We start from the raw sequence: 23,336 nt of genomic DNA, 5'->3' as shown, positions 1-23,336 counted from the left end.
CCTACTCTTCCGAACCGCCCGAGCGGCCACCTACGACGACTGGCTGCACCACCAACAATCACCACCGTCCCTACACCGGGATCGGCGGACTCGTCCCGATCGATCGCCTGTGCGTCCACAAGCTCACCGGGTACTACACCTGGCGCTTCTCCAGGGCTCTCGTCGGCAGAACGAGTGCGGGTCCGGTCGCGGGCACCCGGGCCACCCGCCCGAGCTCAGGGGTGGCAAGGTTCCGCCCCATCCTCAGTCGGCTCGTCCGAACGCATCCGTGGCCACCTCGACGAAACGCGCAGCAGCAGCGGACGGTTTCGAACCCCACAGCAAGCCGAGATGCGCGGTGCTGTCGACGCCCCGGATCGGCACCCCGACCACGCGGTCGTCGGCCGCTGCGATCGACTCGCTCAGGATGCCGACTCCCAGTCCACTGCAGACCAATTCGATGATCGCCTCCGGCGAAGACGCCTCGATCGCGGGCCGGATAGGGCTACCCTCCGACGCTGCCGCGTCGAACACGCTGCGGATTCCCGCGCCGCTCGGGAGACAGATGAGCGACCGTTCGCGGAGCAGGGCGAGGTCGATTGATCGGCCGGGGGCACGATCGTTCGCGGGCACCGCGGCGACGACGCGTTCGGCGATGATCGTCATGGACTCGACCCCCGGCGGCAGGCTACCGCCGTACCCGGCCAGGGCGACGTCGAGGCGTCCGTCCTCCACCGACGCGATCAGTTCGGTCGATGGAGACTCGCGCAGGCTCAGTTCGATCTGCGGGTGCGTCGACCGGAAGGTGCCGAGCGCTGCGAACAGGGGCGCGATGGTGCACCCTTCGACCATCCCGACCGAGAGGCTGCCACGAACGAGTCCGGAGACCTCGGCGACGGTACGGGCGACGTCGTCGGCAGCGGCAAGGGCACGGCGGGCCGCGGGGAGCGCTTCCCGGCCGGCGTCGGTCAGGCGCACAGCGCGGCCGGAGCGATCGAAGAGGGCCGCACCGAGTTCCCGTTCCAGGGTGCGGATCTGCGCGCTGATGTTCGGCTGCGTCGTATGGACGCGCGCTGCGGCCGCGGTGAAGCTGCCTTCCGCGGCGATGGCTGCGAAGTATTCGAGCTGGCGAAGGTCCATAAGTGAAAATGATATCGACCATACAAACCATCACTTGGACTTATCGGGCGGCTGGGTCGACTCTGGACTCCGAACACATCGAGAGGAGTCGTCATGACCACACACGAAACCGCACGCACGCCCGAGGACCTGACTCGACTGTTCGTCGAGTTCTCCAACGCCGGGGATGCCGACGCCGTCGCCTCGCTCTACGACGAGGACGCAGTGATGGCCTTCCCGCCCGGCGAGGTCACCCGCGGCCGGACCGCGATCCGCGACCTGTGGGCATCGGTTCTCGCGCACCGGCCGACCTTCGTGCCGGAGCCGCCGTTGCCGACATTGATGTTCGGGAACGATCTCGCACTCACATCGACACCGCCCCGCGACGGTGCGGGTGCCCGCGCTCAGGTGGTCGCGCGACGATCCGATGGATCGTGGGTACGCATCATCGACCAGCCGGAGTTCCAGACGCCGGACCACTGAGTCGCCGCGACGCCAGATTTCTGAGTCCGGATTCAGCTCCCGTGCTAGCTTCGCTGTGGTGGCGGTTACCGCCGCCCAGGGCGACGGCGCGAAGGGACGGATCGGCGTGGGAGTACCGGAAGCGGACGATGTCGCCGCGACGATTGCGTCCCGACTCGCCGACCGACGCGGTACCTCACTCTCGGTCGAATCCGCACGACTGCTGCCGGCGGGTGCGAGCCGGGCGACCTACGCCGCCGGCCTCGTCGAGGGTTCCGGACAGGTGGAGCCGATCATCATCCGCGCGGTTCCCGCCGCCACCGACGACGGCGGGTTGCGAGCCGAGGCGCAGGTGCTGCGTGCAGCCGCCGACGCCGGGGTGCCGGTGCCGGAGATCCTCGACGCCGGCTTCGACGAAGATGGCAATGTCCTGGGGTTCCCTTATCTGGCAATGACGTTCATCGATGGTGAGTCCATCCCACGTCGAATACTGCGCAACGACTCCCATGCCGGCGCGCGTGCCCGGTTCGTCGCTCAATGCGGTGAGATCCTCGCGCGCATCCATCGGATCGACGTGCGGCAGACGCCCGGTCTCAGCGAACTCGGCGATCCCATCGCCGGGCTCCGGGAGCTGTTCCCACGCGAGTTCGACGCCATGCCGGCCGGACTGGTACTGGCGACCCAGTGGCTCACCGACAACCCTCCCGAACCCTCACCGCGGCGGTGCCTCGTACACGGTGACTTCCGGTTGGGCAACCTTCTGGTCGAACCCGAAGGTATTGCGGCGGTGCTCGATTGGGAGCTGGTCCACCTCGGCGATCCCGTCGAGGACCTCGGTTGGCTGTGCGCGAAGGCGTGGCGGTTCGGAGGGTCGACACCGGTGGCCGGGATGGGCAGCCGAGACGAGCTGCTCGACGCGTACGCCCGGGAGGCGGGTTGGCGTCCCACGGACCGGGCGCTGCGCTGGTGGGAGCTCTACGCCACCGTGAAGTGGGGACTGATCTGTGCGGTCCAGGCCGCCCGCCACCTCGACGGGGTCGAACGGTCGGTGGAACTGGCCGCCATCGGACGCCGAAGTGCCGAGCAGGAATTCGACGCCCTGCTCGACCTCGGGCTCGTGGCACCGGAGGCGGTGCCCGATCCGCTGACCGAGGCGACGGGTGCACGCGCGAGCGAGGATCTCTACGGATCGCCGAGCTCCGTCGAACTACTCGAAGCGCTCGCCGAGTTCCTTCGATCCGACTCGGTACAGGCCGATCTGTCACCACAGGTGCGTTTTCACACGAGGGTGGCCGGCAATGTCGTCGACGTCGTCCGTCGGCAGGTCCTGCTGGGTGCCGCAGATGCAGCCGCGAGTGCGCAACGCCTGAGTGCTCTCGGCATCGCCGATCAACAGGCGCTCTGTGTAGCACTTCGTTCCGGAGAGCTCGACGGGACCGACGAGAAGGTCCGCGACGCCGTCGTCGCCGACGTGCGGGCGCGGCTCCTCGTGGCGAACCCCAAGTACTTCGCGGTCCCTCATCCGTGACCGCAGGACATCCGATCCCAACCGAGAGGGGTTCATCGTGGACTTCGCCCTGCCCGAGTCGCTGAGCGACTACCTTGCCGAACTCGACACCTTCATCGAGGCCGAGATCGTCCCCCTCGAGCAGACCGACGACAACATCCGATTCTTCGACCACCGGCGTGAGGACTCCCGAACCGACTGGGAGCGAGGCGGCCTGCCGAACAAGGAGTGGGAAGCGCTCCTCGGCGAGGCGCGGCGTCGCGCGGATGCGGCAGGCCATTTCCGCTACCCGTTCCCGTCCGAATTCGGTGGCCGGGACGGATCGAACCTGGCGATGGCGATCATCCGCGAGCACCTGGCGTCGAAAGGGCTGGGCCTGCATTGCGATCTGCAGAACGAGCACGCCATCGTCGGCAACAACATCGGTCTGCTCCTCATGCTCGAGTACGGCACCCCGGAGCAGCAGGCGGAATGGGTCGAGGGACTGGCCGCGGGCACGAAGTTCTTCGCCTTCGGCATCACCGAACCCGACCACGGGTCCGATGCCACCTACATGGAGACGACCGCCGTTCGCGACGGCGATGACTGGATCATCAACGGCGAGAAGACGTGGAACACCGGCATCCATGCCGCACACCGCGACATCGTGTTCGCCCGCACCAGCGGTCAGCCGGGAGACGCTCGCGGGATCACCGCCTTCCTCGTCGACCCGCAGGACCCCGGGTTCGCCGTCGAGGAGTACCTGTGGACGTTCAACATGCCGACCGACCATGCGCACATCTCGCTGCGGGATGTCCGGGTGCCGAATTCCGCGGTGTTCGGGGCGGAGGGAGCCGGTCTGCAGGTCGTGCAGCACTTCTTCAACGAGAACCGCATCCGTCAGGCGGCGTCGAGTCTCGGGGCGGCCCAATACTGCGTCGATCGCGCCGTGGCGTACGCCAACGAACGCGCGCCCTTCGGCAAGAAACTGTCGACGAATCAGGCGATCCAGTTCCCGCTCGTCGACCTGCACACCCGGTGCGCGATGATCCGGGCCCTGATCCGCGAAACCGCCTGGAAGATGGACACCTACGGACCGTTCGCCGCGTCTGCGGAGGTCTCGATGTGCAACTACCAGGCGAATCGGCTGTGCTGCGATGCCGCCGATCAGGCGATGCAGGTGTTCGGCGGACGCGGCTACTCGCGGCACGAGCCGTTCGAGCACATCTACCGGCATCATCGTCGCTACCGGATCACCGAGGGCGCCGATGAGATCCAGATGCGACGCGTCGCCGGATACCTGTTCGGTTTCATGTCGGGAAAGGCGCCCAAGGGAGTGCAGTCGTCCTGAGTAGGCTGACCACATGATCGCGGTCATCATCATCGTGGCCACCGTGGTGGTCGCACTGTTCATCCTCGGCGGCGCCGCCTGGTTCGCGTACGACTCGGACAAACGCGTGCGCACCTTCGCGCGGTCCACCGACCTGATTCCCGGCCGACCGGGACGGGCACCCGAGAGCTGGGCCACCGACAATACGCGAGAAGCGCTGTTGCACCGTCGAATTCGATACGCCATCGCCGACGTCCATGCGAACCCGGCGATCCCGCACGACGACGAACTCGTCGCGGCACGCAATCGCCTCGACGACGCGGTTTTCGAACTCGACGATCGGCTGATCGCGTCGGCGGACCTCGGCGAAGACGAATCGACCGAGGCGCTCGATCACGCCGAGTCGGCCATCAAGGACCTCGAGAAGCTACCCAAGAAACTGTGGGAGGCGCCCCGCGAGGAACAACTCGCCGACATCGACCGTGTCGCGCGCGTGTTGGCACGCGGCTGACCGCTCGGAGCAGTTCAGATCACCGTCGGGCGGGGCGGTGGGTCCGGCTGCGGTGGTGCGGGCTGTGGGTCGGGAGCCGGCGGCGGGGTCGGCACGGGGATCGGCGGTTCCGGCGGCGGCTCGGGGATGGGCTCGGGTGCGGGAACGGGCTCCGGCGGTGGCGGGGGCGGCGGGACCGGTTGACTCATGTCCGGACTCCTCTCGACGCGAACGTCTGGTTCGTCGGCTTTGTCTCGTGATGCCTCCACCGACGCTACGCCCGTGGCGAGACGCCGGCCACCGAGCCGTGATCAGGAGTCGGCCAATTCCAGCAGCTTCCGGACGGTCCGCAGATTGCGTCCCGTGCCCTGCACACCCAGACCGCGCGCGATCGCCGGTGCGGTCAGCGTCGAACGCCCCGCCCCGTCGGCATAGCGGATGTGCAGATCGGATCCGATGACCCGGACGACGTCCTGGCCGAAGTCCTTGCGCTCGAACGCGGCCACCTTGTCGGGCGCCGGTCGGCCGGTCAGGAAGTAGACATAGGAATACTTGTCGTCGGCGATCTCGAACGGATGCGCGTCGAGCGCGGCGCGGACCTGCCCGGGCGTGCGGCTGATGACCTCCCGGAACCATCCGTAGCGATCCTCCATCGCGGTTTCGAGAGCGCGGTCGAACTGCTCTGGTGCGGCCGGTGGTGTGCAGAGCAGGTTGCCCGACGCGATGTAGGTCGAGACGTCTTCGGCACCGAGGTCGGTTGCGATCTGCCGCAATTCGGCCATCGGGAGTTTCGCCCCGCCGACATTGACCGCGCGGATCAACACGATGCGGCGGCTCACAGACGGACCTTCGACAGGTCGGTCCGAACCAGCATCACGTTGTAGTCGTCCCACCGCGAGACGACGAAATACAGGTTCTTGCCCGACGATCGAGGGTGGATGTAGGGGGTGTACAGACCGCTGGACTGCTTGGAGGTGATGAGCACTCGCTCTCCGCTCCACGGGCCCACCGGCGACGGCGACGTGCGCAGCATGATCGTCCCTGCACGCTCGGTCAGCATCACGAACCGGCCGAGGAAGGCGTTGTAGGCCACGGAGATCTCGCTGACCGGGCCGGCGACGACCGGCGCGGCGTCGGCCGGATTCGGCGACCACGCGGTGCCACCGCGGAAGTACTGGTATCGGTTGAGGTTCAGTATGTCGGCCGGACGGAAGCGGGCCACATGGGCTGAACCGGAACGTCCGTTGGGCGTTCCGTATTGGTAGATGTACTCCCCGCTCCGCAGGAAGGCGCCCATCTGGAACCGATCATGGCCCCTCGTCACCTGGGGAACGCCCGGGATCGTCAGGTCGGTGTTCCAACGCAGCGTGTTGTTGTCGACCGTCCAGGTCTGACCGTTGTTGTGCGACACAGCGATTCCCGAGTAGTTCGTGCTCCACCGGCCGGGGCCCAGCCACCGGTGGATCGACATGAAGCCGACGAACTGCGTGCCGTTGATCGAGATACCGCCGGTGGGGATCCGACCGACTTCGATGTTGCGCACCCCGACGGCGTTGAACATGGGTTGCGCCCACGTCGGATGCGCCGGCGTCACCGACGCGCCCGAACGGACCGACCCGGGTACGGGGTTCGGGAATCGGATGCCCTTGGCCAGGTCGGAGTTCGCGTCACTGCGCAGCATCGTGTTGTGTTTCCAGGCCATCTGTCCCGCGCACCTGCCCCACGTGTCACCGAAGGCCATCAGGATCTGACCGGATCCGTTGTCCCACGGCACACCGACGTCGGTGGCGGTGATCCCGAACCGGGTGTCGGTGCGTGCGGGACTTCGCGGACCGGTCACCCAGGAGACGGCCTTGCTGGCACCGGTGAGCTTCGGGAGCGGGCCCTGTGGTTTCTTGCCACCCGCCCGATAGCTGCCGAAGTCGAGACTGCCCCACCCGAGCTCACTGGACCCGGAACTGCCGGTGCTGCCGACATCGCCCCCGGTGATGCCGGTGGCGTTGCAGACCGCGGCTCTCGCCGGAACAGACACGGTGGTCAACAGGCCGCCCGCGAGGGCGACAGCGGCAACGGTCGCGATGATGCGGCGGGCCGGACGCATGGACGTACCCCCAGAAGAAACGACAAGTGGTGTCAGTGTTGCAGAAGTGGCGGCTCGGAGCGGCGTCGATGCCGAACCGACGCCGGTGCGTGACCCGGGAGGAGCAAGCCTGCGAGCCCTCCTTCTGCTCCCTGAGGAGCGAGCTTGCGAGCGTCACGAAGGGTCTCGCAACCTCTGTCGCCGGACCCTTCGTGACGCACCCTCCGCAAGCTCCGGGCGCTCCTCAGGGAGCAATAGGGGAGTCGCTTCTCCCGGATCGGGTCGACGGGCGCTCCTCAGGGAGCAGTGGGGAGTGCTTGTCCCGGATCGGGTCGACGGGGGCGGATCAGCGGCGAGTGGCCACGGCGAACGTTCGGCGGAACGGCAGGACCGTGCCCCACTCGCGGCGCGGGTAGGCCTCGGCGAAACGTTTCTTGAGGTCGGTGACGAACTGCTTCCGGAGGTCGCCGGTAAGTGCCTGGAGGTACGGACGCGCACCGGTTCCCGACATCCAGTCGAACACCGGGTCCTGGCCGTCGAGCACGTGAAAGTAGGTCGTCTCCCACGCGTTGACGTGGTAACCGCGCTCGGCGAAGAAGTCGAGATACATCTCGGCGTCGAGCCGGGGCAGCGCCCGGAGGTCGCCGAAGGCCCCGACGTACGGCTCGGTCGAGGCGAGCTCGGCGAGCGCCGCGTGGGTTGGCGAGTCGGTGTTGTTCGGCACCTGCAGGGCGAAGGCGCCGCCATCGGTCAGGTGACCGAGCAGACCGTCGATGACGTCGAGGTGGTCGGGCACCCACTGGAACATCGCGTTGGAGAGCATCAGGTCGACCGGCCGGTGGGGCGTCCACTGCGAGACGTCGACGGCGTCGTAGTTGGCGTGCGGGTCGGTGTTGTCCCGGATCGCCCGGTCGACCATCTCCGCCGAGTCGTCGATGCCCAGGATCTCGGCCGCGGGCCAGAGCGCACGCAGGTGCTTGGTCAGGTGGCCCGGTCCGCACCCCAGGTCGACCACCGACAGCGGGTTGGTCGGGATCTGCGCGATGAGGTCGAGAAACGGCCGCGCGCGATCGTCGGCGAATTGTAGATAGCGTGTCGGGTCCCACACAGCCATGAGTCCACCCTAGCGGTGAGTCTGCTGCCGGGCATCGCAGCTGCCGTAGGCTTCCGTGCGTGACAGCTTCCGCGAACCCGACAACCGACGACTCCTCCGCAGACCCGGAATCGGGCTCGGCCGTCGTCGAGATCTCGACCGACGGTGCCTGCCTAGGGAACCCGGGCCCGGGCGGATGGGGCGCGGTGCTCCGATACAAGGGCACCGAGAAGCGGATCTCCGGGTCGGAACCCGACACGACGAACAACAAGATGGAACTCACCGCCGCCATCGAGGGTCTCGCGGCGCTGACCAGGCCGTCGACCGTCATCATCTACACCGACTCGACCTACGTCCGCAACGGGATCATGAAGTGGGTCAACGGCTGGCAGGCCAACGGGTGGAAGACGAAGGATCGCAAGCCGGTCAAGAACGCGGATCTGTGGCGTCGTCTGGTCGAGGAGGAGAAACGGCATCAGGTGGAGTGGCGCTGGGTGAAGGGGCACGCCGGCGACCACTTCAACGAGATCGCCGACGAACTGGCGACCACCGCGGCCCGATCGGTCTCCCGATGACCCCGGTGGCCGTCGCCCTCGAACCCGTCCGCGACGAGCACCTGGTCGCGGCGATCGAGGGCGCGGGCGGACATATCGTCGGCCTCGACGACGCCCGGGTGCTGGTGTGGATCGGGCCGCCCGCGGACTTCCCGCAACTGCCCGACACCGTCGAATGGGTGGCCCTCAAGACCGCGGGCATCGAGGATTTCGTGGCCGCCGACATCCTCGACGACCGCCGGCTCTGGACCAACGCGTCGGGCTTCTATGCCGAGAACGTCGCCGAGCACGCGCTGGCGCTGCTCCTCGCAGGACTCCGGCAGATCAACACCGCCGTCCTCCGGCACTGGGACAAGGAACGGATCGACACCGCGGTCCGGTCGCTGCACGGCGCCACCGTCGCCATCGTCGGTGCCGGCGGGATCGGTGCCTCCCTCGCCCCACGTCTCCGGGCGTGCGGTGCCCGCGTCGTCGCGGTGAACCGATCGGGCCGCGACGTGCCCGGTGCGCACGAGATCCGACGGTCCGACGAGTTGGACGAGCTGTGGGGAACCATCGACCACGTGGTGCTGGCGGCGCCGGCGACGCCCGAGACCCGGCACATGATCAACGCCGAGAGCCTCGCGGCGCTGCCCGACCATGCGTGGGTGGTCAACATCGCGCGCGGCCCGCTCGTCGACGAGGAAGCTCTGTACCGGGCGCTGGCCGACGGCCAGATCGCGGGCGCGGCCCTCGACGTGACCGATCCGGAACCGCCCGCCGACGACCATCCGCTCTGGTCCCTGCCGAACGTGATCATCACCCCGCATGTCGCCAACCCGGCGTCGGGACTGACGCGCGAGCTCGCACCGTGGGTCGCCGAGAACCTCCGCAGGTTCGCCGCGGGTGAGGAACTGCTCTCCGTGGTGACCGCCGGCCGCGACTACTGAAGTCACGACCTGCTGATTCCGGCTGATTTCTAGAACACGTTCTCGTTTTCGGTCCCGGCGTGGCATGGTCGACGGGTGATTCTCGACAGATTCCGGATAGACGACCAGGTGGCCATCGTGACCGGCGCGAGCCGGGGGCTCGGGGCGGCGATCGCGGTCGCCTTCGCCGAGGCCGGCGGCGACGTGGTGATCGCGGCTCGCAGTGAATCCGACCTCGAGCAGGTCGCCGAACGGGTCCGCGCGGCGGGCCGACGCGCGCGCACCGTGGCCGTGGACCTCGGCGACCCCGATGCCGCGGCGGCGCTCGCGCAGACCGCGGTCGACGAGTTCGGGCGGCTCGACACCGTGGTGAACAACGTCGGCGGGGCGATGCCCCGGCCTCTGTTCGACACCAGCCCCAAGCACCTGCGAGATGCCTTCGACTTCAATGTCGGTAACGCGCACGCATTGGTCGTCGCCGGTTCCAAGCAGATCCTCGCGACCAGCGGCCGGGGTTCGATCATCAACATCACGTCGGCGGTGGGCCGCCTGCCGGGACGTGCCTACGCCGCCTACGGCACCGCGAAAGCTGCTCTCGCGCATTACACGCGCATCGCGGCGATGGATCTGAATCCGAAGATCCGGGTCAACGGCATCGCACCGGGCGCCATCCTGACATCGGCGCTGGAGATCGTCGCGGGCGACGACGGAATGCGTACCGCAGTCGAGACATCGACTCCGCTGCACCGACTCGGCGACCCGGAGGACATCGCCGCGGCCGCCCTCTACCTGGCGTCCCCGGCCGGCGCGTACGTCACCGGCAAGATCCTCGAGGTCGACGGCGGGATCATCTCGCCGAACCTGGACCTGCCCATCCCGGACCTCTGATCACTCCGAGCCGCGCTCGAGGGCGCCGGCGATCTGCCGTTCGAGCTGCGCCGCGGCCACCTGCGGAACGTCGATGATGCCCTCGAGTTCGGCCCGGGCCTTCTTGTAGGCCGCCTGCCGCTCTGCGGGTGTGGCCGCGGAGTCGGCGGCCACGCCGATCAGCTTGCGTGCCCGGTCCAGGGCTTCGCGTTCGACGGGTGAGAAGTCGGTTTGCCTGCGCCGCCGGGACTCTCGTTCGGCTGCGTCGAATGCCGCGGCGTATTCGCCCACAGCGTCGCGGTACTCGGCGAAGTCTGCCGGGGACATCGAATCAGGCAGCGGCGCCTTGGCGCCCGGCTCGGGTCGCAGATCGTCGGCGCGGACCCGGGCGCGGTGGAACGCGAGGGTCAGCGGTTCTCGCATGTCGGTCATCATCGGGTACTCGATGAGCGTCGCGAGATCGAGCTCGTAACCGAACCACTTCTCGTTCAGCGAGTCGTGCTGGCGGAGGGTCCGGCGCACCTGGTCGGCCGACGTCGTCGTGAGTTTGAGCTGCTCGGTCTGCGCGTTCGCCTTGATCCGGGCGAGCTCGATCTTGTCCTTGCGCCGCTTCTCGTTGTACTTCCCGATCGACCCCGCCCACCCGCCGACGACAGCGCCGATGGGGAAGATCAGCCACCAGTTGTCCGTCGCGAAGCTGACGATCTCGTTCACGGCTCAACTGTACCGAGACGAGGCCCGGCTGATTAGGGTGAACGCATGGCCGACCCCGATGCGCCGAAGCTCGCCGTGGACACGATCGAGGCATGGCGAGAGTGGTTGCGGGACAACCACGACTCATCCGGCGGCGTGTGGCTGGTGTTCTGGCGCAAGGGATCGGGCCGGGAACCGATCGACTACGACGAGTGCGTTCGCGAGGCGCTGTGCTGGGGCTGGATCGACGGCCACACCCGCGTCATCGACGACCGCCGCCGCGGCATGTGGTTCACCCGGCGCGGACGCAACAGCGGATGGTCGGCGTCGAACAAGGCGCGTGTCGCCGACCTCGCGGCCGCCGGTCGGATTCAGCCCGCCGGCCAGGCCGTGATCGACGACGCCCAGGCCCGCGGCCTCTGGACCATGTTCGACGACGCCGAGGCGCTGATCGAGTCCCCCGAACTCGCCGCCGCGCTCGACGCCGACCCCGTCGCGCGCGCCAACTGGGATACGTTCCCGCCGAGCGCCCGCAAATTCGGGTTGTCGCAGCTGGCCATGGCGAAGCGACCGGAGACCAAGACGAAACGCATCGCCGGCCTCGTCGAGCGGGCGGCGCGCAACGAGCGGCCGGCCTGACCCTTCGTGACACGCCCTCCGCAGGCTCCGGGCGCTCCTCCGACGCAGGGAGCGGTGGGTGTGTGGTTCTTTCGGATCAGGCAGCGGAGGTGACGCGTCCTCCGCAGGCTCCGGGCGTTGTCGCCAGCGTCGTCGGGGCGCGGTGTCGGAGACTGTCGGGTATGTCGTACTCTCGTCGCATCGAGATCCCTGGGAAGCCGGTTCGACTCCGGCGCGGTCCCGCCACTGTGAACTCGGCGCGTCGATGACCTCGACGCACTGACTCAGCCAGATACCAGCCTCGATGCTGCTTGTCACGCCACGAGGATGGACCGACGACACATGACGATCGATGGTGCCCGCAGGGCGCCGGTACTGCCGCGCACGCACAGACGCACGAGACGACGCCGTCCCGTGGTCGTGGTTCTCGTCGTGCTCGGGTTGGCCCTGGCCGCTGGGTTTCTCGCCCTGTGTTCGGGCGCCGAAGTGTTGCCCGTGTCCACGGTCGTCGACGTGATCGCCTCACGGTTCGGTGGGCCTGCCGTCACGCGCACCCAGCTTGCGATCGTCTGGGACATCCGGATGCCGCGAATTCTGCTCGGTCTGGTGGTCGGCGCGGGCCTCGCCGTCGCGGGGGTGCTGGTCCAGACGCTGGTCCGCAATGCGCTGGCCGACCCGCACCTTCTCGGCGTCTCGTCTGGTGCGGCAGTCGGGGCGACATCGGTGATCACCACCGGGTTCCTCGCCGGCTTCGGGTTGTGGTCGCTGAGTCTCGGAGCGATGGCAGGCGCATTGGGAGCCGCGCTGCTCGTCTTCGCGATCACCATGAGCCAGGGTGGTATCACTCCGCTCCGGTTGGTGCTGACCGGAACCGTTGCCGCATCAGCGCTGTCCGCCATCGCCAGCTTCCTCGTGCTGCGCACCAACGATTCGCAGGCGGCTCAATCGGTCCTGTTCTGGTTGCTCGGCAGCCTCGCCGGCGCATCATGGAGCAAGCTGCTGCTGCCGGTTTCGGTCGTCCTGATCTGTACCGCCGTCGCTTTCGCACTCCACGGGTGGCTCGACGCCCTGTCCGCCGGGCCCGATGTCGCCGTGGCGGTCGGGGTGAGGGTCCCGCTGCTGCGAAACCTGCTGTTCGGCCTGCTCGCGGTGATGGTCGGCACGATGGTCGCGGTGTCCGGGGCCATCGCCTTCGTGGGCCTGGTGATCCCGCACATCGCACGCATCCTCGTCGGTTCCCGACACCGCTGGGTCCTGCCCACCGCCGCCCTGATCGGCGCGGTCTTTCTGGTTCTCGTGGATGTGATCGCGCGAATCGCATTGCGGCCAGTCGAGATCCCGCTCAGCGTGGTCACCGGGGTCATAGGTGCGCCGCTGTTCCTGTTCATCCTCGGGCGGCGCCGCTACCAGTTCGGTTCCTCAGCATGAGCCGCCCACCGGTCGGGATCGTCGTATCCGGGATCGAGGTGTGGATCGACGGTCATGCTGTGCTGCAGGACATCTCGCTCGATGCGCCGGCCGGTGGCATCGTCGGTCTCGTCGGACCGAACGGCTCCGGCAAGTCGACCCTGCTCAGGTCGGTCGTCGGCTTGCTCCGACCCCGGCGAGGGACGATCACCGTCGACGGCCGGGCGACAGAGTCGATGAGCGTCCGCGAGCGAGCGAGGCAGATCGCGTTCGTGCCCCAAGAAGTCGACCTACCCGCCGACATGCTCGTACACGAATACGTCGCGTTGGGGCGGCTTCCCTATTCGTCGCCGTGGAGCATGGGCCGCTCCGGTGACCGGGCCGCGGTGGGACGCGCACTGCGATCGGTCGGCATGGCGGACCACGCGTATTCCGCTGTCGACCACCTCTCCGGTGGTGAACGACGCCGCGTCGCCCTCGCACGAGGACTCGCCCAGGACTGCGGCGTTCTGGTTCTCGACGAACCGACCAATCACCTCGACATCCGGCACCAGCTGGACCTTCTGGCGCTCGTGCGAACGTTGGGAACCACGGTCCTCGTGTCGCTTCACGACCTCGATCTGGCTGCTCGCCACTGTGATTCGGTGTACGTGCTCGAGGACGGACGAATACGGGCGCATGGCGACGCCGCCGCCGCGCTCGATCCCGCAATCGTCGCCGAGGTCTTCGGCGTCGCCGCCCACCGGATTCTCAACAGCGCGACCGGCCGAACACATCTGGTGTTCGAACCGACGCCGGGCTCGCCGCTGGAACCGGTCCACACCGACCATTCACCAACCGATTCGACACCGAAGATGGAGACACGATGACGAGCACCACCACCTGGCGATCCCGTGTGCCGTTCGCGACAGCCACGCTCGCCACGGCCCTCGTGCTGGCCGCTTGCAACGCCACGCCGCCGACCGACGAAGCGGCAGAACGAGAGTCGGAGACGCTGATCAACTGTGGCGCCGAGGTGGCCTACGAGGTGCCGGTCGAGCGCGTGGTCGCAACGAGCAACGGGGCCAACGTCGGAACGATTCTCAAGGTCGGGGGACTCGACAAGCTGGCCGCGGTGTCCCTGAACAAGAACAATGATGCGGTGATGGAGTCGATGTTCGGCCCGGGGATCGCCGGCGTTCCCCACCTCGAGGGCAGCACCATCACCATGGAGACGGTACTCGGCGCGGACGCCGATCTGGTGGTCGGTTCCTACAGCGGACTGTTCAAGGGCGCATCTGGTGTGACCCCCGAGTCGTTGCAGGCCAACGGCATTGCGTCGTACGTCATCTCCGACAGCTGCCGTCAGGGCGGTGACGCCCCGGACAAGCTCGGCACCATGGATCCTTGGGATGCGTTACGCGCCGATGTGAAGAACTACGGAATTCTCTTCGGGACCGAGGAGACAGCCACCGCTGCCGGGACAGAACTGGACGACCGGCTACGCCGGTTGCAGAGCGCGCCGCGACCGGCGGCAGCCCCGCGGGTCCTGATCTATGACAGCGGTGAGGAGGACCTGTACACCAGCGGTGGCAACGGAGCGCCGAACGGGATCATCGATGTCGCGGGCGGGGCGAATGTCTTCGCCGACGTCGACAACACCTGGTTCCGGGCGAGTTGGGAAACCGTTGCCTCGGCAGACCCGGATGTCATCGTGATCATGGACTACAAGAAGAGTCCGGACGAAGTCCAGGGCAAGATCAACGCCATCAAGGCCCGGGCAGGACTCCGTGACACCGCGGCTGTCCGGGACAACCGGTTCGTGGTCCTGCCGCTGGCGATGTTCACCTCCGGCTACCCGAACATCTATGGCGCCGAAGAGCTGCGGAAGTCCCTCGAGGAGTACGGATTGGTCCCCGGCAGCGGGATCGACTTCGCGGAGACGCTCGGCGGATGACCACCTCGACGGACTGCCGGATCGTCGTCGTGCTCCGCCCGACGGTGAGCGGACTGGACGAGGCGTCGGCGGTGGCGATGGTCGACCGACTGCGGGCGCGCAGTGCCCGTGATGTCGGGCTCGCCTACCTGGACATCTCGACACCCACCGTCCATGACGAGCTCGACCGCGCGGCCGGTGACGGGCTTTCGGCCGTCAACCTCGTCCCGGTGGCGATCCCGCGCGACAAGTACCTGGTGACCTGGACCAAGCGGGCGGTGGCGAACTGGCGGGAGAGTCGGTCCGGTGTCGGTCTCGACATCTCGATCATCGAACCGGACATCGCCGGAGCGGTGGTCGCCGACCTCGCCGACGCCATCGAGCGGGTTCCTGCCGAGGACATCCGAGTATCACCGGCGTCCTATCACAGTCCGGCCTGGTCGGTGATCGAGGATCACGACCGACACGTGCTCGTCTGTAAAGGCCCGCGCTGCATGGCCTATGGTGCCGGACCACTTCACCGCCAACTCACCGCGACCTCCAAGGGGACCCCGACCAAGGTCACCGGCACAGGCTGCCTGAGTCCCTGCAACCTGGGCCCGCTCGCGATCGTCAACCCGGCCGGGGAGTGGTACGGCCGTCTCGAACCTGCCCACGCCGTGGACCTGGTCGCCGGGGCCGGGCCGAATGCGAACCGACTGCCACGCTGAGTGGGTCGCCAGACCCTTCGTGACGCGCCCTCCGCAAGCTCCGGGCGCTCCTCAGGGAGCGGGGGTGGGCCGCCTTTACTGCTCCCTGAGGTGCGAGCTTGCGAGCGCGTCATCCTGCTCCCTGAGGAGCGAGCTTGCGAGCGTCACGAAGGGTCAGCTCGCCTCGATCGCGCCGGTGAACTGGCTCTCGTAGAGCCGGCAGTACGCGCCGCGGGCGGCGAGCAGTTCGTCGTGGCTGCCCTGCTCGACGATGTGCCCGTCCTCCATGACGACGATGACGTCGGCGTCGCGCACCGTCGACAACCGGTGGGCGATGACGAAACTCGTGCGGTCCGACCGCAGGTTCGCCATCGCCTTCTGGATGAGCAGTTCGGTGCGGGTGTCCACCGAGCTCGTCGCCTCGTCGAGGATCAGGATCGTGGGGCGGGCGAGGAACGCCCGTGCGATCGTGATGAGCTGCCGCTCACCGGCGCTCACCCCGCCGCCCTCGTCGTCGAGAACCGTGTCGTAACCATCGGGAAGGGTCCGCACGAAGTGGTGCACGTGACTCATCCGGGCCGCGTCCATCACTTCGTCGCGAGAGGCGGTGGGGTCGCCGTAGGCGATGTTGTCGTAGATCGTGCCGCCGAAGAGCCACGAGTCCTGCAACACCATGCCGGTGCGTTCGCGCAGGTCGTCCCGTGTCATCTCGGTCGAGTCGACACCGTCGACCCGGATGACCCCGGAGTCGACGTCGTAGAACCGCATGATCAGGTTGACCAGGGTGGTCTTGCCCGCACCGGTCGGACCGACGATCGCGACCATGTGGCCCGGCCGGGCCACCAGGCTGAGGTTCTCGATGAGTGGCTTGTCCTCGACGTACCGGAAGGAGACGTCGTCGAACTCGATGAGCCCCTTGTCGTCGGCGGGCGTCTTCGGCTTCGCGGCGTCGGGCGATTGCTCGTCGGCATCGAGGATGTCGAAGATCCGCTCGGCAGAGGCGACACCGCTCTGCATGAGGTTGATCATCGAACCGATCTGCGTCAGCGGTTGGGTGAACTGGCGTGAGTACTGGATGAACGCCTGCACCTCACCGAGGCTCAGCGATCCCGACGCCACGCGCAGTCCGCCGACGACCGCGACCGCGACGTAGTTCAGGTTTCCCAGGAACATGATCGTCGGCATGATGACGCCGGAGATGAATTGCGCACGCCAACTCGACTCGTACAGCTTCTGGTTGCGTTCGTCGAAGGTCGCCTCGATCTCGCGCTGCCGGCCGAAGGCGGTGACCAGCTCGTGACCGGTGAAGGACTCCTCGACCTGAGCGTTGAGAGCACCGGTCGAGGACCACTGCGCCGAGAAATGCGGTTTCGACCGTTTGGCGATGATCCCGGTCGCGATGATCGCCAGCGGCACCGTGGCCACCGCGATGAGCGCCAGCAGCGGCGAGATCCAGATCATCATGACCAGCAGCGCGATCACCGTCAGGACCGAGTTCGCGAACTGGGAGATGGTCTGCTGCATGCTCTGCGACAGGTTGTCGAGATCGTTGGTGACCCGGCTCAACAGCTCGCCGCGCGGCATCGTGTCGTAGTAGCGCAGCGGTAGGCGATGCACCTTGGCCTCGACGTCGTCGCGGAGTCGGCGGATGGTGCCGACGACGACGATGTTCAGCAGGTAGGCGGCCAGCCACGCGAGCAGTGACGAGACGACGTAGAGCGCCAGGGTGATGAGCAGCACGCGCCCGACAGCGCCGAAATCCACTCCGACGCCGGGTGTCACGTTCATGGACGACACCATGTCGGCGAAGGTGTCGTCGCCGCTCTCCCGGAGACCGGCGACGGCTTGTTCCTTGGTGAGACCGTCGGGCAGGGTGCGGCCGATGACGCCGTCGAAGACGAGGTCGGTGGCATACCCCAGCACGCGGGGCGCGATCGCGATGAGCACGACCGAACCCACCAGCGACACGAGCGTGATCGTCATCAACAGGCGATAGGAGGCCAGTTGTGCGACAACGCGTTTGATCGAGGGCCAGAACGACCGGGGTTTGGATTCGGGTCCGGCCGCCATCGGCGGACCACCGGGTCGGGTCATGCGCGCTCCTCCATCGCCATCTGCGATTCGACGATCTCGGCATAGGTCGGGCACGACTGACGCAGTTCGTCGTGTGTGCCGAGACCGACGATCCGGCCGCGGTCGAGGACGACGATCTGTTCGGCGTCGACGATGGTCGAGATGCGTTGGGCCACCACGATCACCGCCGCGTCGCGGGTGGCGGGACGCAAGGCGGCGCGCAGGCGCGCATCCGTGGTGAGGTCGAGGGCGGAGAACGAGTCGTCGAAGAGATAGATGGCCGGCCGCCGGATGAGGGCCCGCGCGATGGCCAGGCGCTGGCGCTGCCCGCCGGAGACGGTCGTGCCGCCCTGGGACACCTTGGTGTCGAGACCGTCGGGCATCGCCGACACGAAATCCTCGGCCTGCGCGATGCGCAGCGCCTCCCAGATCTCGTCGTCGGTGGCGTCGGCCTTGCCGTGCAGCAGGTTCGAGCGGACGGTTCCGGAGAACAGGTACGGCCGCTGGGGGACCAGGCCGACGACCGATCGCAGTTCGTCGGGGTCGAGCCGCTTCACGTCGGTGCCGCCGACCCGGACCGCGCCGGCCGTGGTGTCGATGAGTCGCGGGACCAGCCCGATGAGCGTCGTCTTGCCCGAGCCGGTCGACCCGACGATCGCGGTCGTCGTGCCCGGTTCGACGCGAAAATCGATGTCGCTCAACACCGGGTCGTCGGCGCCCGGGTACCGGAACTCGGCGGCGTCGAACTCCACGGTGCCGGGATGGGTGGCGAAGCCGATCGGCTCACTCGGCGGGTGGACCGAGGTGTCGGTGGCCAGGACCTCGGAGATGCGCTCGGCGCAGACCGCGGCGCGCGGCGCCATCATCGCCAGGAACGACGCCATCATCACCGACATCAGGATCTGCATGACGTAGCTCATCACCGCGGTGAGCGCGCCGATCTCGAGCGAGCCGTCGGAGACCGCGTGACCGCCGAACCAGATGACGGCGACGATGGTGACGTTGGTGATCACCATGACAACCGGGAACATCAGGGCCATCAGCCGGCCGACGTGCAGGGTCGCATCGGCGAGATCGTCGTTGGCAACCGCGAACCGCTTGCGTTCGTAGTCCTCCCGCACGAACGCCCGCACGACCCGGATGCCGGTGATCTGCTCGCGCAGAACGCGGTTGACGTTGTCGATGCGTTCCTGCATGGCCCGGAAACCGGGGATCATCTTCGCGATGATGGCCCCCATCGAGACTCCGAGGACAGGCACCGCGATGGCGATGACCCACGACAGCGCGGGTGCCTCGCGGACACCCATGATGATGCCGCCGATGCACATGATCGGGGCCATCACCAGGATGGCGCTGCTCATGACGATGAGCATCTGCACCTGCTGGACATCGTTGGTGGTGCGGGTGATCAGCGACGGCGCACCGAAGGTGCCGACCTCGCGCGCGGAGAAGGAGTTCACCCGGTGCAGCAGATCGCCGCGGATGTCACGTCCGACCCCCAGCGCGGCGCGGGAGCCGAAGAACTGGGCGGTGACCGTGACGATGATCTGCGCGACGCTCACCAGCAGCATCCATCCGCCGATCCGCAGGATGTAGCCGGTGTCCCCGCGGGTGACGCCGTTGTCGATGATGTCGGCGTTCAGGCTCGGCAGGTACAGCATCGCGGTGGTGGCGAGCAGCTGCAGGACGATGACGAGCACGACGTTGACGCGGTACCGCACGAGGTACGTGCGGATGAGCCGGGTCAGCATCTGACCGCCGGGAGCACAGGCGGGCCGGATTTCTTCGCGATCACCTGCGCCAGACTAGTTGCCGCTCGCAACGGACGCCGCAGTGTGGCGGCCAGGCAGGACCCGGGGCCGGCGGGGACGGCGGACAGCAGCTCAGACGGTCGGCGGTTCGGTGAGTGCGACAGCCGCCTCCGCGGTGTGGGTGAGGAAGGTGAACGACTCCTGGAAGTACAGATTCACCACGTCGGCGTCGTGCGAGTCGTATCCGATCGACACGTCCTGGCCGATGGTCAGCTCGAAGTCGCCGCCGCGGGTGCTCATGACGAACGCGCCGCTGATCGCCGGCGCCCACACGATGTCGCCGGTGAACAGGCGCTGGATGTGCTCGAGGATCGGGTAACCGTGGTTCGACGTCTCGTTGACCTGGGTGTAGACCTCCGCCGACAGGGCCACCGCGTACGGGCCGTCGACGGACGCCAACCGAAGGGTGCTCAACGCCTGGCTGACCGCCTCCGGGTAGTCGCGGACGTCGGCGGGCAGCGGGATGGGGGTGGCGGCGGCCTCGGCACGGATACCGCTGATCGACGCCGCGGCGTATCCCTCGAAGATGGCCCGGTCCTCGGCGAGTGCCAGTTCGCGTGCGGCCTCCACGACCGGGTCCCAGTCGGAGTCCTTGGCGCCGCGGTCGACGTCGTCGATGGCCTCCCGGGACACCGTGAACGGGACCTTGAGTTCGACCAGCGACTGGGTGCGGCGCTGGAAGGCGGTGATGCCCTGGGCGGGTGAGTCGATCTTGGTGCGATGTCCCAGGGTCACCGACGCGGTGTCGGAACCGAGCGGCCCGGTCACGTCGACGAGGCGCCGGCCCGCGATGTTGCGCTTGAACGAGCGGGTCGCCTCTTCCTCGATCTCCGCCCACGCCGCGTCGGAGATCGGCGCGAGTTCGCGATGCAGGTTGTTCATGGTGTCCTCCTGGTGCGGTGGTCGGAAGGTGACGTCAGTGCAGTGACCCGATGCCCAGCGAGCCGTCGGAGCGGGTCGTCGGGGTCGGGGGCGTGGCGGGTGCCGTGTCGGGTGCGGGCGGCAGGTCTTCGAGGAAGTCGAGTGTCGGGGTGAAGAACTGTGCTCCGGTGACCGCCGTGGTGAAGTCGAGGAGGCGGTCGTAGGTGCCGGGCGGGTCGCCGATGAACATCTTGCGCAGCATCTCCTCGGTGACATCCGGGGCCGCCGAGTAGGCGATGTAGAAGGTGCCGTTGACGCCCTTGCCGTTCACCGTGCTGCCGGAGACGTCGCCGTACGGCATGTTGTCACGGACCACGTCGATCTCCTCCCCGTTCTCGTCCTCGACGACGTTCAGGGCGATGTGCGAGTTCGGGGGCTTCACCTCGTCGGACATCTCGACGTTGTCGAGCTTGGTGCGTCCGATCGCGGCTTCCTGATCCTCGGTGCTCAGGTCGTTCCACGACGACAGGTCGTGGACGTAGCGCTGGATGGCGACGTAGCTGCCGCCCTCGAAGTCGGGGTCCTCGTCGCCGATCGTGATCGCGTCGATCGCGGCCTGCCCGGTCGGGTTCTCGGTGCCGTCGACGAACCCGATGAGGTCGCGGAGGTCGAAGTAGCGGAACCCGTGCACCTCGTCGACCACGGTGACCGCGTCTCCGAGTGCCTCGGTGATCTTGGCGCCGAGTTCGTAGCACAGGCCCATGTCGTCGGACTTGATGTGCACGAGGAGGTCGGCGGGCGTCGCCGGGGCGGTGTGGACCTCGCCCTCGTACGGGACGAACGGCCGCAACGAGCGTGGCCGCGGGCCGTCGAACAGGCGGTCCCACGCTGCGGACCCGATCGACACGATGCCGGCCAGCGCCGCCTCGGGCGCTCGCGAGGACACCGCGTTGTTCAGTCCGGGGATCTCTTCCAGCGCATCGCGAACCGCGTCCTCACCGCCGTCGTCGATGGTGAAGACGAGGAAGATCGCCGATTTCGTCTTCCGGGTCAGGATCGTCTGGGGGACCGGCACGCTGAACACCCTAGCCGATCGCGTACCGGCATGGGGCAGCAGATCGTGCCGCGAATGTATAGGGCAGGCAACCCTTTTCGCCGACGACGTGCGGTCGTACCGTGGATCAGCCGCGCGGTGTGGCCCGGGCCACTGCCCGACCGGCGGCGCGGCCGGAGAAGATGCATCCGCCGAGGAACGTCCCCTCCAGGGCGTTGTACCCGTGTACGCCCCCACCGCCGAAGCCCGCGACCTCACCGGCGGCGAACAGACCGTCGAACGCGCTGCCGTCGGGTCGCAGCACCTGGGAGTCGAGGTTGGTCTCGAGCCCGCCCAGGGTCTTGCGGGTGAGGACGTTGAGCCGGACGGCGATCAGCGGGCCGTGCTCCGGATCGAGCAGCCGGTGCGGTTTGGCGACGCGAACGATCCTGTCGCCGAGGAATTGTCGCGCGTTGGTGATCGCCATCAGCTGCGCGTCCTTGGAGAACTTGTTGCCGATCTCCGCGTCACGCGCGGAGATGATGCGTTCGATGTGTGCGAGATCGAGCTCGGGGCCGCGGGCGATCTTGTTCATCCCGGCCACCAGCTCGGGCAGGTTGTCGGCGACCACGAAGTCGACGCCGTTGCGCACGAAGGCGTCCACCGGACCCGATGCGCCCTTCGCCAGCCGACTCTTCGCGGTGAGTGTGAGATCCTTCTCGGTGATGTCGGGATTCTGCTCCGACCCCGACAGCATGAACTCCTTCTCCACGATCGTCTGCGTGAGGATGAACCACGAGTAGTCGTGGCCGGCCGACAGGATCGCCTTCATCGTCGAATTGGTGTCGAAGCCGGGGAAGTTCGGTGGGGCCAGGCGATTGCCGTTGGCGTCGAGCCAGAGTGAGGACGGCCCGGGGATGATCCGGATCGCGTGATCGGGCCAGATCGGATCCCAGTTGTGGATGCCCTCGGTGTAGTGCCACATCCGGTCTCGGTTGACGATGTTGGCGCCGGCGGTCTCGCTGATCTCCAGCATGCGGCCGTCGACATGAGCCGGGACGCCGGAGATCATCGTCTCCGGAGCGGGGCCGAGGCGCTCGACCGGCCAGTTCTTACGGATCAGATCGTGATTGTGTCCGATGCCGCCCGACGTGACGATGACCGCTCCGGCGCGGATCTCGAAGTCGCCCACGACATCCCGGTTGGAGGCCTGACCGCGATCGGCGTCGGTGGGAGCGAGGGTGGCTCCTCGGATGCCCACCGCCGTGCCGTCCTCGACGATCAGCTCGTCGACGCGATGCCGGAATCGGAACTCCACGAGCCCGCGCTTCTCCGCCTCCAGGACCGGCTCGGCGAAGACCCGGACCACCTCCGGTCCGGTACCCCACGTGAGGTGGAACCGGGGCACGGAGTTGCCGTGGCCGTCGGCGAACCCGCCGCCGCGTTCGGCCCACCCGACGATCGGGGTGATACGCAGGCCGAGGTCATGCAGGTATTGCCGCTTCTCGGTGGCGGCGAAGTCCACGTAGGCGCGGGCCCACTGGCGTGGCCAGTAGTCCTCGTCGTCACGATCGAATCCCGCCGACCCCATCCAGTCCTGGAGAGCGAGGTCGGCAGAGTCGCGGATGCCCAGCCGGCGCTGCTCGGGGGTGTCCACCATGAACAACCCGCCCAGGGACCAGAACGCCTGAGCGCCAAGGTTGTTGCGATTCTCTTGATCGACCACCACGACGCGGCGCCCGGCCTTGGTGAGCTCGTATGTCGCGACGAGCCCCGCCAGTCCCGCGCCGACGACCACCGCGTCGGCCCCGTGCTCCGCCACCGCAACTCCTCACGCCCGCCGCCATCCCCGGGCTGCTCCGGGCATG

Annotated in this window: 23 protein-coding genes and 1 riboswitch; of the genes, 12 read left to right on the top strand and 11 right to left on the bottom strand. The window is 67.7% G+C overall.

Translation table 11 applies throughout. The features are described 5' to 3' along the window. Positions 1-243 precede the first annotated feature (243 nt). Complete coding sequence (locus MHN80_RS14400) at positions 244-1,119, bottom strand: LysR family transcriptional regulator (RefSeq protein ID WP_239402402.1); 876 nt, start codon at positions 1,117-1,119, stop codon at positions 244-246. A 93-nt stretch (positions 1,120-1,212) separates the two neighbouring features. Between MHN80_RS14400 and MHN80_RS14395 the strand changes: the two genes are divergently transcribed. From MHN80_RS14395 to MHN80_RS14380, 4 genes are all read left to right on the top strand, one after another. Beyond that, positions 1,213-1,581 carry a nuclear transport factor 2 family protein gene (locus tag MHN80_RS14395; RefSeq protein ID WP_064570537.1) on the top strand — a complete coding sequence of 123 codons (369 nt, stop codon included), beginning with the start codon at positions 1,213-1,215 and terminating at the stop codon, positions 1,579-1,581. A 106-nt stretch (positions 1,582-1,687) separates the two neighbouring features. Then, on the top strand, positions 1,688-3,088 hold the full coding sequence (locus tag MHN80_RS14390; protein ID WP_239402479.1) for a phosphotransferase family protein: 1,401 nt from the start codon (positions 1,688-1,690) through the stop codon (positions 3,086-3,088). Positions 3,089-3,125: 37 nt separating this feature from the next. Next, a complete protein-coding gene (locus MHN80_RS14385) occupies positions 3,126-4,397 on the top strand; it encodes an acyl-CoA dehydrogenase family protein (RefSeq protein ID WP_239402401.1) in 1,272 nt (423 codons plus the stop codon). A gap of 13 nt (positions 4,398-4,410) precedes the next feature. Beyond that, complete coding sequence (locus tag MHN80_RS14380) at positions 4,411-4,887, top strand: hypothetical protein (RefSeq protein ID WP_004020419.1); 477 nt, start codon at positions 4,411-4,413, stop codon at positions 4,885-4,887. Positions 4,888-4,901: 14 nt separating this feature from the next. Here MHN80_RS14380 and MHN80_RS14375 read toward each other — a convergent pair whose 3' ends face one another. The 4 genes from MHN80_RS14375 to MHN80_RS14360 form a co-directional block, all read right to left on the bottom strand. Continuing rightward, entirely contained in the window at positions 4,902-5,075 is a 174-nt protein-coding gene (locus tag MHN80_RS14375) for a hypothetical protein (RefSeq protein WP_156036616.1), read from the bottom strand. A gap of 102 nt (positions 5,076-5,177) precedes the next feature. Next, positions 5,178-5,705 carry a DUF1697 domain-containing protein gene (locus tag MHN80_RS14370; protein WP_239402400.1) on the bottom strand — a complete coding sequence of 176 codons (528 nt, stop codon included), beginning with the start codon at positions 5,703-5,705 and terminating at the stop codon, positions 5,178-5,180. Continuing rightward, on the bottom strand, positions 5,702-6,967 hold the full coding sequence (locus tag MHN80_RS14365) for a DUF4185 domain-containing protein (RefSeq protein ID WP_239402399.1): 1,266 nt from the start codon (positions 6,965-6,967) through the stop codon (positions 5,702-5,704). The genes MHN80_RS14370 and MHN80_RS14365 overlap by 4 nt, the downstream gene beginning before the upstream one ends. Before the next feature lie 325 nt (positions 6,968-7,292). Beyond that, positions 7,293-8,060 carry a methyltransferase domain-containing protein gene (locus tag MHN80_RS14360; protein ID WP_239402398.1) on the bottom strand — a complete coding sequence of 256 codons (768 nt, stop codon included), beginning with the start codon at positions 8,058-8,060 and terminating at the stop codon, positions 7,293-7,295. 59 nt (positions 8,061-8,119) lie between these two features. On the opposite strand from MHN80_RS14360, the gene rnhA reads away from it, so the two are divergent. The 3 genes from rnhA (at position 8,120) to MHN80_RS14345 (ending at position 10,389) form a co-directional block, all read left to right on the top strand. Next, a complete protein-coding gene (gene rnhA / locus MHN80_RS14355) occupies positions 8,120-8,614 on the top strand; it encodes a ribonuclease HI (RefSeq protein ID WP_101819989.1) in 495 nt (164 codons plus the stop codon). Then, the gene (locus tag MHN80_RS14350) at positions 8,611-9,522 is read left to right on the top strand and encodes a D-isomer specific 2-hydroxyacid dehydrogenase family protein (protein WP_239402397.1); all 912 of its coding nucleotides are present in this window, start codon (positions 8,611-8,613) and stop codon (positions 9,520-9,522) included. Before rnhA ends, MHN80_RS14350 begins: the two co-directional genes overlap by 4 nt. A 75-nt stretch (positions 9,523-9,597) precedes the next feature. Continuing rightward, positions 9,598-10,389 carry an SDR family oxidoreductase gene (locus MHN80_RS14345; RefSeq protein WP_004020413.1) on the top strand — a complete coding sequence of 264 codons (792 nt, stop codon included), beginning with the start codon at positions 9,598-9,600 and terminating at the stop codon, positions 10,387-10,389. On the opposite strand, the gene MHN80_RS14340 is transcribed toward MHN80_RS14345, so the two are convergent. Beyond that, complete coding sequence (locus MHN80_RS14340; protein ID WP_239402396.1) at positions 10,390-11,082, bottom strand: hypothetical protein; 693 nt, start codon at positions 11,080-11,082, stop codon at positions 10,390-10,392. A 45-nt stretch (positions 11,083-11,127) separates the two neighbouring features. On the opposite strand from MHN80_RS14340, the gene MHN80_RS14335 reads away from it, so the two are divergent. The 5 genes from MHN80_RS14335 to MHN80_RS14315 all read left to right on the top strand — a co-directional run bounded on the left by MHN80_RS14335 (position 11,128) and on the right by MHN80_RS14315 (position 15,711). Continuing rightward, entirely contained in the window at positions 11,128-11,700 is a 573-nt protein-coding gene (locus MHN80_RS14335; RefSeq protein WP_239402395.1) for a YdeI family protein, read from the top strand. A 147-nt stretch (positions 11,701-11,847) separates the two neighbouring features. Further along, a riboswitch (cobalamin riboswitch) is annotated at positions 11,848-11,998 on the top strand. 23 nt (positions 11,999-12,021) lie between these two features. Continuing rightward, entirely contained in the window at positions 12,022-13,107 is a 1,086-nt protein-coding gene (locus MHN80_RS14330; RefSeq protein WP_239402394.1) for an iron ABC transporter permease, read from the top strand. Beyond that, positions 13,104-13,955, top strand: a complete 852-nt coding sequence (locus MHN80_RS14325; protein ID WP_239402393.1) for an ABC transporter ATP-binding protein — start codon at positions 13,104-13,106, stop codon at positions 13,953-13,955. The genes MHN80_RS14330 and MHN80_RS14325 overlap by 4 nt, the downstream gene beginning before the upstream one ends. Beyond that, positions 13,952-15,022, top strand: coding sequence for an ABC transporter substrate-binding protein (locus tag MHN80_RS14320; protein WP_239402392.1), 1,071 nt, complete (start codon positions 13,952-13,954; stop codon positions 15,020-15,022). The genes MHN80_RS14325 and MHN80_RS14320 overlap by 4 nt, the downstream gene beginning before the upstream one ends. Beyond that, entirely contained in the window at positions 15,019-15,711 is a 693-nt protein-coding gene (locus MHN80_RS14315) for a (2Fe-2S) ferredoxin domain-containing protein (RefSeq protein WP_239402391.1), read from the top strand. Before MHN80_RS14320 ends, MHN80_RS14315 begins: the two co-directional genes overlap by 4 nt. Before the next feature lie 153 nt (positions 15,712-15,864). Here the strand turns inward: MHN80_RS14315 and MHN80_RS14310 are convergent, their stop codons facing one another. The 5 genes from MHN80_RS14310 to MHN80_RS14290 all read right to left on the bottom strand — a co-directional run bounded on the left by MHN80_RS14310 (position 15,865) and on the right by MHN80_RS14290 (position 23,290). Then, positions 15,865-17,784 carry an ABC transporter ATP-binding protein gene (locus MHN80_RS14310; protein ID WP_239402390.1) on the bottom strand — a complete coding sequence of 640 codons (1,920 nt, stop codon included), beginning with the start codon at positions 17,782-17,784 and terminating at the stop codon, positions 15,865-15,867. Then, the gene (locus tag MHN80_RS14305; RefSeq protein ID WP_004020409.1) at positions 17,781-19,514 is read right to left on the bottom strand and encodes an ABC transporter ATP-binding protein; all 1,734 of its coding nucleotides are present in this window, start codon (positions 19,512-19,514) and stop codon (positions 17,781-17,783) included. The genes MHN80_RS14310 and MHN80_RS14305 overlap by 4 nt, the downstream gene beginning before the upstream one ends. Before the next feature lie 132 nt (positions 19,515-19,646). Continuing rightward, positions 19,647-20,456, bottom strand: coding sequence for a family 1 encapsulin nanocompartment shell protein (locus MHN80_RS14300; RefSeq protein ID WP_239402389.1), 810 nt, complete (start codon positions 20,454-20,456; stop codon positions 19,647-19,649). A gap of 34 nt (positions 20,457-20,490) precedes the next feature. Continuing rightward, positions 20,491-21,510, bottom strand: a complete 1,020-nt coding sequence (locus MHN80_RS14295; RefSeq protein ID WP_239402388.1) for a Dyp-type peroxidase — start codon at positions 21,508-21,510, stop codon at positions 20,491-20,493. A gap of 106 nt (positions 21,511-21,616) precedes the next feature. Continuing rightward, the gene (locus MHN80_RS14290) at positions 21,617-23,290 is read right to left on the bottom strand and encodes an FAD-binding dehydrogenase (RefSeq protein WP_239402387.1); all 1,674 of its coding nucleotides are present in this window, start codon (positions 23,288-23,290) and stop codon (positions 21,617-21,619) included. Positions 23,291-23,336: the final 46 nt, after the last annotated feature.

Source organism: Gordonia sp. McavH-238-E, from assembly GCF_022348225.1.
In the GTDB taxonomy this organism is placed as follows: Bacteria; Actinomycetota; Actinomycetes; order Mycobacteriales; family Mycobacteriaceae; genus Gordonia; species Gordonia terrae.
The sequence above is the reverse complement of the archived record's forward strand: the minus strand, read 5'-3'. Positions and strand labels throughout refer to the sequence as shown.

Excerpts from the sequence above, each read along its gene's own strand:
- MHN80_RS14400 (WP_239402402.1), bottom strand. The coding sequence starts at position 1,119 with ATGGACCTTCGCCAGCTCGAATACTTCGCAGCCATCGCCGCGGAAGGC.
- MHN80_RS14395 (WP_064570537.1), top strand. The coding sequence starts at position 1,213 with ATGACCACACACGAAACCGCACGCACGCCCGAGGACCTGACTCGACTG.
- MHN80_RS14375 (WP_156036616.1), bottom strand. The coding sequence starts at position 5,075 with ATGAGTCAACCGGTCCCGCCGCCCCCGCCACCGCCGGAGCCCGTTCCC.
- MHN80_RS14300 (WP_239402389.1), bottom strand. The coding sequence starts at position 20,456 with ATGAACAACCTGCATCGCGAACTCGCGCCGATCTCCGACGCGGCGTGG.
- MHN80_RS14315 (WP_239402391.1), top strand. The coding sequence starts at position 15,019 with ATGACCACCTCGACGGACTGCCGGATCGTCGTCGTGCTCCGCCCGACG.
- MHN80_RS14320 (WP_239402392.1), top strand. The coding sequence starts at position 13,952 with ATGACGAGCACCACCACCTGGCGATCCCGTGTGCCGTTCGCGACAGCC.
- MHN80_RS14335 (WP_239402395.1), top strand. The coding sequence starts at position 11,128 with ATGGCCGACCCCGATGCGCCGAAGCTCGCCGTGGACACGATCGAGGCA.
- MHN80_RS14360 (WP_239402398.1), bottom strand. The coding sequence starts at position 8,060 with ATGGCTGTGTGGGACCCGACACGCTATCTACAATTCGCCGACGATCGC.
- MHN80_RS14305 (WP_004020409.1), bottom strand. The coding sequence starts at position 19,514 with ATGCTGACCCGGCTCATCCGCACGTACCTCGTGCGGTACCGCGTCAAC.
- MHN80_RS14310 (WP_239402390.1), bottom strand. The coding sequence starts at position 17,784 with ATGACCCGACCCGGTGGTCCGCCGATGGCGGCCGGACCCGAATCCAAA.
- MHN80_RS14330 (WP_239402394.1), top strand. The coding sequence starts at position 12,022 with ATGACGATCGATGGTGCCCGCAGGGCGCCGGTACTGCCGCGCACGCAC.
- MHN80_RS14380 (WP_004020419.1), top strand. The coding sequence starts at position 4,411 with ATGATCGCGGTCATCATCATCGTGGCCACCGTGGTGGTCGCACTGTTC.
- MHN80_RS14350 (WP_239402397.1), top strand. The coding sequence starts at position 8,611 with ATGACCCCGGTGGCCGTCGCCCTCGAACCCGTCCGCGACGAGCACCTG.
- MHN80_RS14365 (WP_239402399.1), bottom strand. The coding sequence starts at position 6,967 with ATGCGTCCGGCCCGCCGCATCATCGCGACCGTTGCCGCTGTCGCCCTC.
- MHN80_RS14325 (WP_239402393.1), top strand. The coding sequence starts at position 13,104 with ATGAGCCGCCCACCGGTCGGGATCGTCGTATCCGGGATCGAGGTGTGG.